Below are 13,389 nucleotides of genomic sequence, written 5' to 3' on the forward strand. Positions count from 1 at the left end.
TTAATTGAGAAAATAAGCCTTTACTTTGCCTTATCTTAAACTTGATACCTGATGCTCTTATCTTGATATTAAAAAATGCTCAAATTTCGGCTAATCCTTTTTTTTCTAATTGCTGGCTGCAGTTTAGCGGTTGCGCAGCCATTAGTTAGGGTATCGGGAATAGTTTATAGTGGTGATAAATTGCCTCTACCACAAGTCACAGTAATAGTTTTGGGGCAGGGTCAATCTACTGTAACAGATGAGTTTGGTATGTATACCATATATTCTAAAACCAAAAGTTTCAGTATAAAATATTCTTTATTAGGATATCAGCCTCAAACTTTAAAGTTTAACGAACGCTCTGGTGCCAGAATAATGCAAATGGTAAGTTTGGTGGCAAATGTTAATGAGTTAGAGCAGGTTTACATCACCGATAAGCAAAATCAGCTCAGTAATACAACTACAATAAATATTGCTGATATTGCTTCTATGCCGATGGTTTCTGGAAATTTTGAAACCATGCTTAAAACCCTGCCGGGTGTTTCTACCAACAATGAGTTAAGCGCTCAATATAGCGTTAGAGGTGGAAATTTTGATGAAAATCTGATTTACATCAACGATGTTGAAATCAACAGACCAGTATTAATTCGTAATGGGCAGCAAGAGGGTTTAAGCTTTATAAATTCTGAATTGGTTAGTAAGGCGAAGTTTTCAGCAGGTGGCTTTGAGGCAAAATATGGCGATAAACTTTCGTCGGTTTTAGATATAAGATATGATAAACCCGATAGCAACGAAACGATTTTAAGCACTAGTTTGTTAAATACATCTTTAACCGCAAAGCGGATTTACAAACGGAGCTTCTTTTTAGCAGGTTTGAGGTATAAAAATAACTCAAATGTATTAATTAAGCAGGATGAGAAGGGAAGTTATAAACCAAATTTTGCTGATGCACAGTTCCTGTATCAATATGATTTTTCGCCGAAATTTAACATAAGCATTTTAGGTAATTTAAATGTTGGCCAGTTTAAATTAGAGCCTACAAATCGAGAAACGCAATTTGGAACGTTAAATACAACATTGCGCCTTAATGTTGATTATACTGGAAAGGAAATTGACGATTATCAAACCTTTGGTACGTCGGTTACCGCAACCTATTCGCCAAAACCTAACCAAATCATCAAATTTATAAATAGTTATTTTAATACGATTGAAAGAGAACGGTTCGATATTAATGGCAGTTACACTTTTGACGAAATTGATAGCAATTTTCCCTTAGGAACTTTTGGACCCGTTACTAAAAATAAGGGTATTGGCAATTATTACAATTACGGGAGGAATAGTTTAAATACGCAAATTTTTGCTTCGGAAATTAAAGTCGACCAAAATTTTAATAATCATGTTTTCTCTTGGGGATTAAAGTTTGATAATTCCAGATATGATGATAAATTAAATGAATATAATTATACCGATTCGGCTGGTTATATTTTACCCAATGATTCAAAAAATATTCTGTTGCAAAACGTAATCAATGTAGAAAATAATATTGATATAAAAAATTATAGTGCTTATATTCAAGATAGTTATTCATTATCAAGTAATGCAGAGCTTCAGCTTGGTGCACGTGCAACATACAGCTCTTTAAGCAAGCAATTATTAGTTAGCCCAAGGGTTTTAATAGCATACAGGCCTAGTTCAAATAATAAAATATTAAGATTTACAGCCGGAGTTTATAAACAGCCACCATCTTACAGAACCATACGAGACTTTACCGGAAACCTGAATATCCATCAAAAAGCCCAAAGCTCTTATAACACTTCTATAGGTTATGATTATGCTTTTGATGCTTTCGGTACAAGGTTAAAGTTTACTTCCGAAGCTTATTTTAAATATTCAGATAGGTTGATTCCTTACAAAATTGATAATCTACGAATTAAATATTTAGCTAATGAAAGCTCTAAAGGTTATGCTTATGGCGCTGATTTTAGTATAGGTGGTGAATTTGTAAAAGACTTGGTTTCTTATTTTCGCATGTCGGTTATGCATGCTAATGAAGATATTATCGACGACAGCTATGTGCAGAATGGCAAAAGGATTTATCCTGGTTATTTAAAAAGACCTACAGACCAAAGACTAAATTTCTCTGTTTTTTTTCAAGATAGATTGTTGAATAGTCCAACTTACAAGGTTCACTTAAATGCTTTGTATGGTTCAAGGTTGCCAATTGGCCCATCGCAAACGCCAAGATATTTAGATAAGTTTTACATACCATCCTACAAACGAATTGACATTGGCTTTTCGAAAGATTTTCTGGATGATGCCGCTTTACACAAACCTAAGTTTTTAGATAAAAATTTTAATTCTGTTATCTTATTTTTTGAGGTTTTTAATATGCTCAATATTAATAACACGGTTTCGTATTTATGGCTTAAAGATATTGATAATGTGCAATATGCTATTCCAAATTATTTAACGGGCAGACAATTTAATTTGAAACTGATTGTGAAATTGAAGAATTAACCTTCGTAAAAAACGGAAGATTAGGCGTTGAGAACAGAAAACCTCCCAAAGAATTATCAAAACCAAATTCTCTAAACCAGACAGGAACGTAAATACTTTTTGTTGCAATAAATGGACAAGTTTATAATTGCGATAACAAAAAGATTGAAGTAAATGGCGGGACTGTGTTAACCTAAGTGCTGCTTGATTGCTTTACAAATTATAAAAATCTATATAAACGTAGGTTAAACGTTTTATTACAAAAACCATAATGAATTAGTTAAAATCGGTACTATTTTTAACAAAATTTAATTTTTTATGATACGATTTTGTAGCCATTAGTGCTTTAAAAATTTTACATTTACGCCCATAATCATTTACATAATAAGATGAAGCATAATTTTGGCGCAGGCCCTTGTATTTTACCTCAAGAAGTGTTTAAACAAGCTGCACAGGCAGTTTTAGATTTTAACGATGGATTATCAATTTTAGAAATTTCGCATAGAACAACCGAGTTTGAGGCTGTTGTTGCTGAAGCTGAAAAATTGGTAAAAGAATTACTAAATGTGCCATCGGGTTATTCCGTTTTATTTTTACAAGGCGGTGCTAGTTTGCAGTTTGCTATGGTACCGATGAATTTATTGGGCGATGGACAAACCGCAAGTTATTTAGATTCTGGCGTTTGGGCAACCAAGGCTTTAAAAGAAGCTAAATTTGTAGGTAATGTTAATGTTGTTGCATCATCAAAAGATGCAAATTATACATTTATCCCTAAAGATTTTGAAATTCCGGCTGATAGTGCTTACTTCCATTACACCTCAAACAATACAATTTATGGTACCGAACTTTTTGAAGTGCCCGAAACAAGTGTGCCTATCGTTTGTGATATGTCATCGGATATTATGAGCCGTGTGATTGATGTTTCCAAATTTGATTTAATATATGCTGGAGCACAGAAAAACGTTGGTCCTGCGGGTTTAACTATTGTTATTGTTAAGGATGAAATTTTAGGTAAAATAGACCGTAAAATTCCTTCGATGTTGAACTATCAATCTCATATAGACAATGTTTCGATGTACAATACGCCACCTGTTTTCTCTATTTATGTTGCTTTGCTAAACCTTCGTTGGTTAAAATCTAAAGGTGGTGTAGCTGATATTGAGAAGGAAAACAAGCAGAAAGCTGAAGCACTTTACCGGGAGATTGACCGAAATCCATTATTTAAGGGTACTTGTGCCATTGAAGACCGTTCGAAAATGAATATTTGTTTTGTGATGCAAAATGCTGAACTGGAGAAGCCATTTTTAAAATTTGCTGAAGAGCAAGGTATTGTGGGCATTAAAGGACACAGAAGTGTTGGTGGTTTCCGTGCTTCTATGTATAATGCCTTACCAATTACAAGTGTACATGCTTTAATCGATGCTATGCAAACCTTTGAAGAAGCGCAGGCAAAAGCAAATTAATTTAAATTATTAAAAATAATTGATACTCATTTAAGCGTAATCAATTTGGTTATTGAAAATCATATTATGATTAAAATATTAGCAAACGATGGAATAGACCCTATCGGAAAAGAATTATTAGAAAAGGCGGGTTTTCAGGTTGATACAGAAACCATCCCACAAGAGCAATTAGCTGAAGCTTTGAAAAATTATGATGCCATAACGGTTCGTAGTGCTACAAAAGTTAGAAAAGAATTAATTGATGCTGTTCCAAATATCAAACTGATTGGTAGAGGAGGAGTTGGTATGGATAACATCGATGTAGAATATGCTCGTAGTAAAGGTGTAGCTGTGGTAAATACGCCGGCTGCTTCATCGCTATCTGTAGCAGAACTGGTTTTCTCTCACTTATTTACCGGTATAAGATTTTTACAAGATGCGAACCGTAAAATGCCTTTAGAAGGTTCTACGCAATTTAACAACCTTAAGAAAGCTTATGCAAAGGGAACGGAGTTAAATGGCAAAACTATCGGTATAATAGGTTTTGGCCGTATTGGTCGTGCTACCGCAAAAGTTGCCTTAGGTTTAGGTATGAATGTTTTAGCCTATGATTTGTTTCCTTCTGAATCAGAAATTACTTTAAGCTTTCAAGGTGGACAATCGGTTAGCATCCCAATTAAAACGGTTTCTTTAGATGAAGTTATTACCGGAAGTGATTTCTTAAGCTTACATACGCCATTTGCCGATAAACCAATTTTAGGCGCTGAAGAATTTGCGAAAATGAAACCAGGTATTGGTATTGTAAATTGCTCTAGAGGTGGTACAATCGACGAGCCAGCTTTAATTGAGGCTTTAGATTCTGGTAAAGTTGCTTTTGCAGGTTTAGATGTTTTTGATAATGAGCCAACCCCATTAGCCGAAATTTTAACACACCCAAAAATTTCATTAACACCACACATTGGTGCCTCAACTAATGAAGCGCAAGAACGTATTGGTACAGAACTAGCGACTTTAATTATTGAGCATTTTAAGAAATAAGTAATCTCGCGTCATTGCGAGGCGAAGCAATCTCCAGGTAAAAGTATAAGAATTGGCCAACTGCAAAGTTGGCCTTTTCTAATCTAAAGCATTGGTTAATACCCAATAACGATAACCCAAAATTGCTTTCTGGATGTTTGTTAGCTTATTTGGGTCTTTCTTATATAAGCTCGGTAAAATTGCTTTGTTTATTTTTGCTAAAATCTTAAACAATTCTTTTTTCATAAGCACGTATTTTTTTATTGAAAAAGAAAAAACCACCTGCCATTATTAAAAGAAGAAAAACGATAATGTAGGTTGATAAACTTTTGTTGTCTTTTCTGCTTAATTCGACTTTTAATGTTTCGTTTTGGTCCTGAAGTTTTTTGATAGTTAGCATGTAATTCTCAATTTTTTCTTGAGAATTATCTGCAACTGCAACTTTCTGCTCGTTTTGTAGGTCTTTGTAGTCCATCAATATTTTCAACTCTTTGAAAATATTATTATCTGTTAATACAACCTGACGAAGGATTTCATTAGAATTTTTAATGTCTTTTTTAGTTTGCCATCCAAATATTCCTGTTCGCTGATTTAAGCTTTCATCATACTGACCGAATTTTGTACTTCGCTCTTTAAGTAGCGAATTTACTTTAACACGCTGTGCTGCATAAGCAGTTGTATCTTGCTGGGCAAACAATTGAATATTCAGGAATAGAATAGAGATTAGGCAAAAATATTTCTTCATCTGATATAAACGTATAAAGAGGAGGAGTTGTTTGAATGTTAGTTCATTGGTTCATTCGTCATAGGTTCATTGGTTGGCAAAGTTTTGTCACTGCTAAAAATCAAGCAATTAAGACTATGTATAAATAGGTTGACAAGATGGATTTACAGATTACTTTTTGGTTTCCAAACTAATGATCTATTGAGCCAATGAACTACTGAACTAATTAAGGATGAAACTCCACGCGAACAATATCGCCCAAATGTAAACCTAACAAGCCGCTTGCCTTACCTTTGTTTATGGCAATTTCCAAATGATTACTGATTCCGAACAGACAAAGTTTTTCCCCCTCAGATACTTCGTTGTAATGCCAGCTTAACTGAGTAATGGTTTCGCTTTTTCTAAAGTATAAAGTAAAGTCGCGGTTTCTTTGAATTTTAGTGAATAAATCTTTGGTAATATTTGTAATTACATTGCAAAAAGTATCAATATATACAACGCTTCCTCTAATGATATCTCGCTCGATAACAGGATGTAAAAGCATCTTTTGTTCAATCTCTGCTACAGGTAAGCCTATGTCTTTTAATCTTCCACCTTTAGCCAAATGCGTTGCTGCTTTAACAAAAATATCAACTAATGGAAAATGCAGATATTTTAAGTCTTGCATAATGTTTAACTCTACAACATCTTCGGGCATTTCATCAAACAACAAAGAAAAAATACCATTATCAGCACCCACAAAATAGTGGTCTTTATGCTTTATGGCGATATATTTTGTGTTTTCACTGTACACAGAATCTATACCGATTAAATGAACTGTGTTTTTAGGAAAATACGGATAAGCATTTTTTAGTACAAATGCTGCGTAAGATATATTGAAAGATGGAACCTCGTGGGTGATATCAACTAAATTAACATTAGGCATAAGACTTAGCAGACTACCTTTAAGGGCACTCTGGTAAAAATCTTTCGAACCTAAATCTGTTGTTAAAGTAATTATCCCCATTAAAAATTCAATATTATTGCTTATTCTTGTGTAGAGGCATAAGCGTCTGCAAATATTCAAATTTTAATTAATATACCCCGATAACTTTTTAAAATACTCTAGTTTGAACGAATTAAAATTAACTCTGGATACCGTAAATCCTGCTCACTTTTGGGGAGCAAACAATGAGAATTACGAAATGATTAAAGGTGCTTTCGCCAAGTTAAAACTAGTAGCGAGAGGTAGCGAAGTAAAGGTTCTCGGTGATGAGCAGGAACTTAAGGCATTTGAAACAAAATTTAGCCAGTTGGTTGCACACTTAGAAAAATATAGTTCGTTAACAAATAATGATGTAGAATCTATTTTAGGTGCAAAAGCTGCTGGTGTAGCAAAAAAAGATGTAGAACAACCAACCGGTGGCGGTGGTGAAGTGATTGTTTTTGGTACAAATGGCTTGTTGGTAAAAGCCAGAACGGCGAATCAGCGAAAAATGGTAAGCAGTATTGCTAAAAATGATATTCTTTTTGCAATCGGCCCTGCCGGAACCGGTAAAACCTACACCGCTGTAGCTTTGGCCGTTCGTGCTTTGAAAAATAAAGAAATTAAACGCATAATCTTAACTCGTCCTGCGGTTGAGGCAGGAGAGAACCTTGGTTTCTTGCCTGGAGATTTAAAAGAAAAAATCGACCCGTATTTACGCCCTTTATATGATGCTTTGGATGATATGATTCCGGCAGAGAAGTTAAAATTTTACATCGAAAACCGCACGATAGAAATTGCACCATTAGCCTTTATGCGTGGCCGTACCCTAGATAATTGCTTTGTAATATTGGATGAAGCTCAAAATGCTACGGATATGCAATTAAAGATGTTTTTAACGCGTATGGGACCAACAGCTAAATTTATCGTTACGGGCGATGTTACTCAAATCGATTTGCCTAAGAAACAAATGTCGGGCTTATTTAATGGTTTAAGAATTTTAGAAGATATTAAAGGCATAGATATTATTTACCTAAGCGGAGAAGATGTTGTTCGCCATAAATTAGTCAAAGATATTTTAAAAGCTTACGGAGATATACAGTAAGCCGGTATTTCAATATGAAATTGCAAATTGAATGGAAAATATTTCGTTAGATAAGAAGTTTAAGCTTTCTTTTGAGAAATTGCCGCAAACCATACGTTTAATCGTTTCAAAGAATAACGAGCTATGGGTTTGTAAAAAGGAGAAATTAAAAAATCTCTTTGCTTTTGCTGACGATGGTAGAGAGCATCTTTTTAAAGGCAGGCTTCAATTATTTAAAAGAGATAATAAAATTGATATCCGGGTTAAGCATGAATTAATTGATACAATTTCCACCGAAAGCTTTAAGCAAGTTTTAAGCAAATTAAAATAAATGAACCTCGCAGCTGATAAAACTGCGGGGCTTTTTATTTAAACATTTTATCTCCTAAATCCAGACTTCGGACTTTTAAGACTTTTTTACTATTTTTATCCCCTCATGAAAGCACAAAAAGAAACTAATTATAATTTTCCAAATCAAAGCAATTTTTACAAAGGTAAAGTGCGTGATGTTTACACAATTGCCGATAAATTAATGGTAATGGTGGTTTCAGATCGTATTTCTGCATTCGATGTAGTTTTGCCTGAAGCAATTCCGTACAAAGGACAGGTTTTAAATCAAATTGCCGCAAAATTTTTATCTGCTACGCAGGATATTGTTCCAAATTGGGTTTTGAATGTTCCAGATCCAATGGTTACTATCGGTCGTATTTGCGAACCGTTTAAAGTTGAGATGGTTATCAGAGGTTATTTAGCTGGTCATGCTTGGCGTGAATATAGTGCTGGGAAACGCTCTGTTTGTGGTGTTTCTCTACCAGATGGTTTAAAAGAAAATGATAAATTACCGCAACCAATTATCACACCTACTACCAAAGCATCGGTAGGACATGATGAAGATATTTCCAAAGAAGACATCTTGGCTAAAGGAATTGTATCTATAAGTGATTACGAACAATTAGAAAAATATACTTACGCTTTATACGAACGCGGAACTGAAATTGCTGCTAAAAGCGGCTTAATTTTAGTTGATACAAAATATGAATTTGGTAAAGCTGATGGCGTGATTTATCTTATTGATGAAATCCATACACCAGATTCTTCACGTTATTTTTATGCTGAACGATATGAACAACGCCAGAATGCAAATGAGCCGCAAAAGCAACTTTCGAAAGAATTTGTAAGAAAATGGCTTATTGAAAACGGTTTTCAAGGCAAAGATGGTCAGGTTATTCCAGAAATGACACCAGAAATCGTAAACTCAATATCTGAGCGATACATCGAATTATATGAAAAAATTGTTGGTGAAGAATTTATAAAAGCTAATGCTGATGCAATTTCAAACCGTATAGAAAGTAATGTTTTAAAGGCTTTGCAAACGCTTTAAAATTTTATACATTAGTAAAATAAAGAGTAAGAGAGATGAAATTTTCGGTAGATAAACACGAGAAATATGTAACCTTAAAGTTAGAAGAACATAAGTTTACAAATGAAAATGCACCAGGATTAAAATCAGAGTTGTATTTACTTAATGCTGAAGGGTTTAAAAACATTATTGTTGATTTAAGCCATATAAAAGAGTGTAATGACGCTCAAGATTTAAGCAGTCTTTTAGTTGGCGATAGATTATGCAAAGCCGCAAATGGTTTATTTATTGTAACCGGAATTAATGATGAAATTGCCCCAATAATCGAATTATCAAACATATTTCAATCTGTAACGTTTGTTAATACATTAGAGGAAGCAACTGATTTCATCTTTATGGATGAATTGGAAAAAGAGTTTAGAGGCGATAAATAACCTGTATATTACTAAAGAAAATGGCCTCGTAGTTTCTAAAATCTACGAGGCTTTTTATATATCAACATATGAAATTTGAAGTTACGATTCTTGGCAGCAGTTCGGCAACACCGGTTTTTAACAGGAATCCATCGGCACAGCTTTTAAATTGTAATGAAAAATATTACTTAATAGATTGCGGCGAAGGTACACAGCAACAATTAATAAAGTATAACCTTAAAGCCGCTCGGATAGATCATATTTTTATCAGTCATTTGCATGGCGACCACTATTTCGGGCTAATTGGTTTATTATCAAGTCTTCATCTTAACGGTCGAATTAAACCAATGCAAATATTTGGTCCAAAGCAACTGCTAGAAATTCTCGAGATTCAATTTAAATATTCGGACACTACATTAAGATATCCAATTGAATTTTTTCCGGTTGATAATGAAAACTCTTTACAAATTTTCGAGAATAGTGATTTGATTGTTAAGACCATCATTTTAAACCATAGAATCCCAACTACTGGTTTCTTATTTCAACAAAAAAAACGACAAAGAAAACTGATTAAAGATAAGGCAGATGAAATTCCGATGGCTTATTACACGGCGCTTAAAAAGGGCATTGATGTAGAATTACCGAATGGAGATATTTTAAAGAGTGAAGATTACACAACTGCTGCAGATGCCCCTCGTGCTTATGCCTATTGCTCGGACACGCTTTATGATGAAAGATATTTTGATACAATAAAGAATTGTGATACGCTTTACCATGAAGCAACCTTTACACACGATCTTTTAGACCGTGCAAATGAAACCCACCATACAACAGCTTTGCAAGCAGGAGAGGTTGCCAAAAGAAATGGTGTAAATAAATTGTTGATTGGGCATTTTTCTTCAAGATACAAAACACTGCAAATGTTATTAGAAGAAACTCAATCAGTTTTTGAAAACACCGAACTTGCTGTTGAGGGGAAAACTTTTCAGTTGTAGAGATCCAGAATTTTGCCACAAAAAAAGCCTTGCATTTTGCAAGGCTTTTTTTGATTACAAGTTTTATTTATTTATTTATCTTTCTTGTTACCGCCTCCAAATACAGAGAAGTGTACGTAACGTTTAGGATTAGCCTTTAAATCAATCATTAATTCATCTAAGTTTTTAGATGCATTGTTCAAATTGTTGTACATTTTATCGTCATTAAGCAATAAACCTAAACTGCCTTTTCCATCTTTTATTCCAGAAATTACACTTTGCAAATCAGCTATAGCATTATTTGCATTATCTAAAGTCTGCTTAAAATTAGCAGCAGCAAATTTATCCGTAACGGTATTAATGTTCGTTAAAATATCGCTAATCTTTTTATTGTTGTTGTTTAAGTTAGCAGTAATGCCTTCTACATTTTTAAAAATGGCTTCAATTCTAGCACTTTCAGAGCCAACTAAACCATCAACTTTTTTAGATGTAGTTTCTAAAGATGCTAAGGTTCCAGCAATGCTGCTAAAGCTTTTATCAACATTTTTCTGAAAATTTGGATTTAAGATAGAGTTTACACTGGTTAAAATAGAATCCATTTTACCAATAATTAATTCAGCTTTCTTTTGCACCGGCTGAACCTGCTCCATTAAACCTTTCTCCACATTTGCATTTAATGTAAAACCATCTTCAGCCATTTTCTTTGAGTCACCTAACGACATTACAATCGCTTTGCTACCCAAAAGGTCGGTGCCTTCTAAACGGGCAATACTGTTTTCCGGAATATCATATTTACTGTTGATGCTTAAAGTAGCCAATATAGTTCCGCCTGGCTCTAATTGTAATTTCGCAACCCTTCCAATCTGATAACCATTAATCAAGATTGGTTTAGAAACGGTTAAACCATCAACTCTGGTGTATCTTGCAAATAGGGTAGTTTCGCTAGAAAAAATGGAATTGCCCTTTAAAAAGTTATAGCCAATAATTAGTAAAGCAATGGCGAATGCAGCTAAAATACCTACTTTGGTCTCGTTCTTAATTTTCATGTGTTCTTCTTTTGTGGCCGCAAATGCTAATGTTCGCTATTAATATTTGCCAGAGCGCTATCTTAATATTTTATGCAAATGTATCTATAATAGATAATGTTTACACTAAAGGTTTTGTTTGGTATATGTTATTTTATTTGATAATTAAAGGAACAATTATTATCCTTCAATTAGTTATTTTACTTCAATGTTCTTTTTATAAGTCTTTATCGCTTCAAAAATAGAATTTGCAATCTCGTTTTGACCGTTTGAAGAATTGATATATTTTTCTTCTTCCTTATTGGATATAAAACCTACTTCAGTTAAAACAGCGGGCATACCACATCGTTGCAAAACTAACAAACCCTGTTCTTTAACGCCTCTGCTTGCTCTATCATCTCTGTTTATGTAGCTATTTTGAATAAGTTTGGCAAATTTAATGCTTTTATCCCGAAAGGTATTTTTTAGTAATGATAATAAGATAAATGTACCAGGATTATTAGGATCATAACCATCGTACTTACTTTTATAATTCTTCTCTAGCTTAATATCGGCATTTTCTCTTATTGCGGCATCTTGCTCCTTTAATCTATGAGAACCAGCTACCAGGGTTTCGACACCTTTTATATGCTTGTTGCCTGCAGGCATAGAATTGCAATGTATCGAAATAAACAAATCTGCATTGGCTTCGTTAGCAATTTCTGCCCTTCGGTACAAATCAACATCCACATCTTTTGTACGGGTATAAATTACCTTTATGCCCGGCAAATACTCTTTCAGCTTTGCACCTAATTTCAAAGCGATTTTCAACGCTATGTCTTTTTCTTTGGAAATGCTTCCAGATGCACCAGGTTTTTTGCCTCCATGCCCAGCATCGATAACAATGGTTTTTAGTTTATAACCTTGAGCAAATAGCTCAGAAATCTGAAAGAAGAAGATAAATAATGAAAGGATTAGTAGAACTTTTATCTTCATTACTAAAAGGACGTTTCTGCCAGGCGTTTATAATTTTTAATGGCTTTAATTATTCCATTAACAATTTCTGTTTGCCCTTCGGGCGAGTTCATATAGTCTTCCTCTTCAGGGTTACTTACAAAACCAATCTCCGTTAAAACCGCAGGCATTGCTGCTCTGGCTAAAACAGCTAAACTTTTCTCCTGAACGCCACGATTAATTCTGCCTGCTGCAACATATTCTTGCTGAATCATTGATGCAAATTTCAAACTTCTATCGCGGTTGGTTTGCTTCATTAACGACAACATTATATCATTTTCCGGAGTATTGGCAATAAAGCCCTCGTAGTTTTTTTGATAATTATCCTCCAGAAACATTGATGCATTCTCACGCTTTATCACTTCATCTTGCTCACTTAATCGTCCTGTACCTGATACAAAAGTTTCTGTACCACGTGTAGAAGTGCTTTTTGAGGTTATAGTGCGGTAAACCGGAACTTTTCTGCCTTTAACTTTTTTATAATAATCTACCACTCTTGAAACCCTTACCGGCATATCATTTAAGTGAATCGAAATAAATAAATCAGCTTTTGCGTTATTGGCAATATTTATTCGCTCATATAGTGGAATAAATACATCAGTTTCTCTAGTAAAAATAACTTTAATGTCTTTTATGCTATCTTGTAAAGCTTTGCCAAGGTTTAAAGCCGTTTTTAACGCAACATCTTTTTCTTTTGAATAAACACCATGAGTTGCGCCATCTTTGCCTCCGTGCCCTGCATCGATAACAATTGTTTTAATTTTATATTCTTGTGCAAATGCTTGATTATCAATTGAATTGAAGGTTATAAAGCAAATAATAAATGTTAAAAGGTTTTTAAGATACATCAATGGTATATTTTTCACTAATTTTGAACGTTTTTGATTAAACATTTGTGCAAAAATAACATTCAAATAC

At 34.0% G+C, this 13,389-nt stretch carries 14 protein-coding genes; 8 read left to right on the plus strand and 6 right to left on the minus strand.

The genetic code is table 11. The annotated features are described in order from the left end of the window. Positions 1-75 precede the first annotated feature (75 nt). The 3 genes from LUA86_RS04935 (at position 76) to LUA86_RS04945 (ending at position 4,955) form a co-directional block, all read left to right on the plus strand. Entirely contained in the window at positions 76-2,496 is a 2,421-nt protein-coding gene (locus LUA86_RS04935; RefSeq protein ID WP_231459482.1) for a TonB-dependent receptor, read from the plus strand. Between the two features lie 368 nt (positions 2,497-2,864). Further along, a complete protein-coding gene (gene serC / locus LUA86_RS04940; RefSeq protein WP_231459483.1) occupies positions 2,865-3,938 on the plus strand; it encodes a 3-phosphoserine/phosphohydroxythreonine transaminase in 1,074 nt (357 codons plus the stop codon). Positions 3,939-4,004: 66 nt separating this feature from the next. Then, positions 4,005-4,955, plus strand: a complete 951-nt coding sequence (locus LUA86_RS04945; RefSeq protein WP_231459484.1) for a D-2-hydroxyacid dehydrogenase — start codon at positions 4,005-4,007, stop codon at positions 4,953-4,955. Between the two features lie 78 nt (positions 4,956-5,033). On the opposite strand, the gene LUA86_RS04950 is transcribed toward LUA86_RS04945, so the two are convergent. The 3 genes from LUA86_RS04950 to LUA86_RS04960 all read right to left on the minus strand — a co-directional run bounded on the left by LUA86_RS04950 (position 5,034) and on the right by LUA86_RS04960 (position 6,664). Next, the gene (locus tag LUA86_RS04950; protein ID WP_231459485.1) at positions 5,034-5,180 is read right to left on the minus strand and encodes a hypothetical protein; all 147 of its coding nucleotides are present in this window, start codon (positions 5,178-5,180) and stop codon (positions 5,034-5,036) included. Beyond that, positions 5,161-5,679 carry a hypothetical protein gene (locus tag LUA86_RS04955; protein WP_231459486.1) on the minus strand — a complete coding sequence of 173 codons (519 nt, stop codon included), beginning with the start codon at positions 5,677-5,679 and terminating at the stop codon, positions 5,161-5,163. Before LUA86_RS04955 ends, LUA86_RS04950 begins: the two co-directional genes overlap by 20 nt. A gap of 205 nt (positions 5,680-5,884) precedes the next feature. Next, positions 5,885-6,664: an S-adenosyl-l-methionine hydroxide adenosyltransferase family protein gene (locus LUA86_RS04960; protein ID WP_231459487.1), complete on the minus strand. Its 780-nt coding sequence runs from the start codon at positions 6,662-6,664 to the stop codon at positions 5,885-5,887. Between the two features lie 103 nt (positions 6,665-6,767). Between LUA86_RS04960 and LUA86_RS04965 the strand changes: the two genes are divergently transcribed. The 5 genes from LUA86_RS04965 to LUA86_RS04985 all read left to right on the plus strand — a co-directional run bounded on the left by LUA86_RS04965 (position 6,768) and on the right by LUA86_RS04985 (position 10,474). After that, positions 6,768-7,727, plus strand: coding sequence for a PhoH family protein (locus LUA86_RS04965; RefSeq protein ID WP_231459488.1), 960 nt, complete (start codon positions 6,768-6,770; stop codon positions 7,725-7,727). 31 nt (positions 7,728-7,758) lie between these two features. Continuing rightward, positions 7,759-8,037 carry a hypothetical protein gene (locus tag LUA86_RS04970; RefSeq protein ID WP_231459489.1) on the plus strand — a complete coding sequence of 93 codons (279 nt, stop codon included), beginning with the start codon at positions 7,759-7,761 and terminating at the stop codon, positions 8,035-8,037. Between the two features lie 105 nt (positions 8,038-8,142). Further along, positions 8,143-9,087: a phosphoribosylaminoimidazolesuccinocarboxamide synthase gene (locus LUA86_RS04975; protein WP_231459490.1), complete on the plus strand. Its 945-nt coding sequence runs from the start codon at positions 8,143-8,145 to the stop codon at positions 9,085-9,087. Between the two features lie 35 nt (positions 9,088-9,122). Further along, entirely contained in the window at positions 9,123-9,500 is a 378-nt protein-coding gene (locus LUA86_RS04980; protein WP_231459491.1) for an STAS domain-containing protein, read from the plus strand. A 68-nt stretch (positions 9,501-9,568) separates the two neighbouring features. Next, positions 9,569-10,474 carry a ribonuclease Z gene (locus LUA86_RS04985; protein WP_231459492.1) on the plus strand — a complete coding sequence of 302 codons (906 nt, stop codon included), beginning with the start codon at positions 9,569-9,571 and terminating at the stop codon, positions 10,472-10,474. A 71-nt stretch (positions 10,475-10,545) separates the two neighbouring features. On the opposite strand, the gene LUA86_RS04990 is transcribed toward LUA86_RS04985, so the two are convergent. The 3 genes from LUA86_RS04990 to LUA86_RS05000 all read right to left on the minus strand — a co-directional run bounded on the left by LUA86_RS04990 (position 10,546) and on the right by LUA86_RS05000 (position 13,319). Next, on the minus strand, positions 10,546-11,499 hold the full coding sequence (locus LUA86_RS04990) for an MlaD family protein (protein ID WP_231459493.1): 954 nt from the start codon (positions 11,497-11,499) through the stop codon (positions 10,546-10,548). Between the two features lie 174 nt (positions 11,500-11,673). Next, positions 11,674-12,453, minus strand: a complete 780-nt coding sequence (locus tag LUA86_RS04995) for an N-acetylmuramoyl-L-alanine amidase (protein WP_231459494.1) — start codon at positions 12,451-12,453, stop codon at positions 11,674-11,676. A gap of 2 nt (positions 12,454-12,455) precedes the next feature. Further along, complete coding sequence (locus LUA86_RS05000) at positions 12,456-13,319, minus strand: N-acetylmuramoyl-L-alanine amidase (protein ID WP_231459948.1); 864 nt, start codon at positions 13,317-13,319, stop codon at positions 12,456-12,458. Positions 13,320-13,389 lie beyond the last annotated feature (70 nt).

It is taken from the genome of Pedobacter sp. Leaf132 (genome assembly GCF_920984695.1).
Lineage (GTDB): Bacteria > Bacteroidota > Bacteroidia > Sphingobacteriales > Sphingobacteriaceae > Pedobacter.

Coding starts and splice junctions, on each gene's coding strand:
- LUA86_RS04995 (WP_231459494.1), bottom strand. CDS start 12,453: ATGAAGATAAAAGTTCTACTAATCCTTTCATTATTTATCTTCTTCTTT.
- LUA86_RS04945 (WP_231459484.1), top strand. CDS start 4,005: ATGATTAAAATATTAGCAAACGATGGAATAGACCCTATCGGAAAAGAA.
- LUA86_RS04960 (WP_231459487.1), bottom strand. CDS start 6,664: ATGGGGATAATTACTTTAACAACAGATTTAGGTTCGAAAGATTTTTAC.
- LUA86_RS04950 (WP_231459485.1), bottom strand. CDS start 5,180: ATGAAAAAAGAATTGTTTAAGATTTTAGCAAAAATAAACAAAGCAATT.
- LUA86_RS04980 (WP_231459491.1), top strand. CDS start 9,123: ATGAAATTTTCGGTAGATAAACACGAGAAATATGTAACCTTAAAGTTA.
- LUA86_RS04955 (WP_231459486.1), bottom strand. CDS start 5,679: ATGAAGAAATATTTTTGCCTAATCTCTATTCTATTCCTGAATATTCAA.
- LUA86_RS04990 (WP_231459493.1), bottom strand. CDS start 11,499: ATGAAAATTAAGAACGAGACCAAAGTAGGTATTTTAGCTGCATTCGCC.
- LUA86_RS04935 (WP_231459482.1), top strand. CDS start 76: ATGCTCAAATTTCGGCTAATCCTTTTTTTTCTAATTGCTGGCTGCAGT.
- serC (WP_231459483.1), top strand. CDS start 2,865: ATGAAGCATAATTTTGGCGCAGGCCCTTGTATTTTACCTCAAGAAGTG.
- LUA86_RS04970 (WP_231459489.1), top strand. CDS start 7,759: ATGGAAAATATTTCGTTAGATAAGAAGTTTAAGCTTTCTTTTGAGAAA.
- LUA86_RS04985 (WP_231459492.1), top strand. CDS start 9,569: ATGAAATTTGAAGTTACGATTCTTGGCAGCAGTTCGGCAACACCGGTT.
- LUA86_RS04975 (WP_231459490.1), top strand. CDS start 8,143: ATGAAAGCACAAAAAGAAACTAATTATAATTTTCCAAATCAAAGCAAT.
- LUA86_RS05000 (WP_231459948.1), bottom strand. CDS start 13,319: ATGTATCTTAAAAACCTTTTAACATTTATTATTTGCTTTATAACCTTC.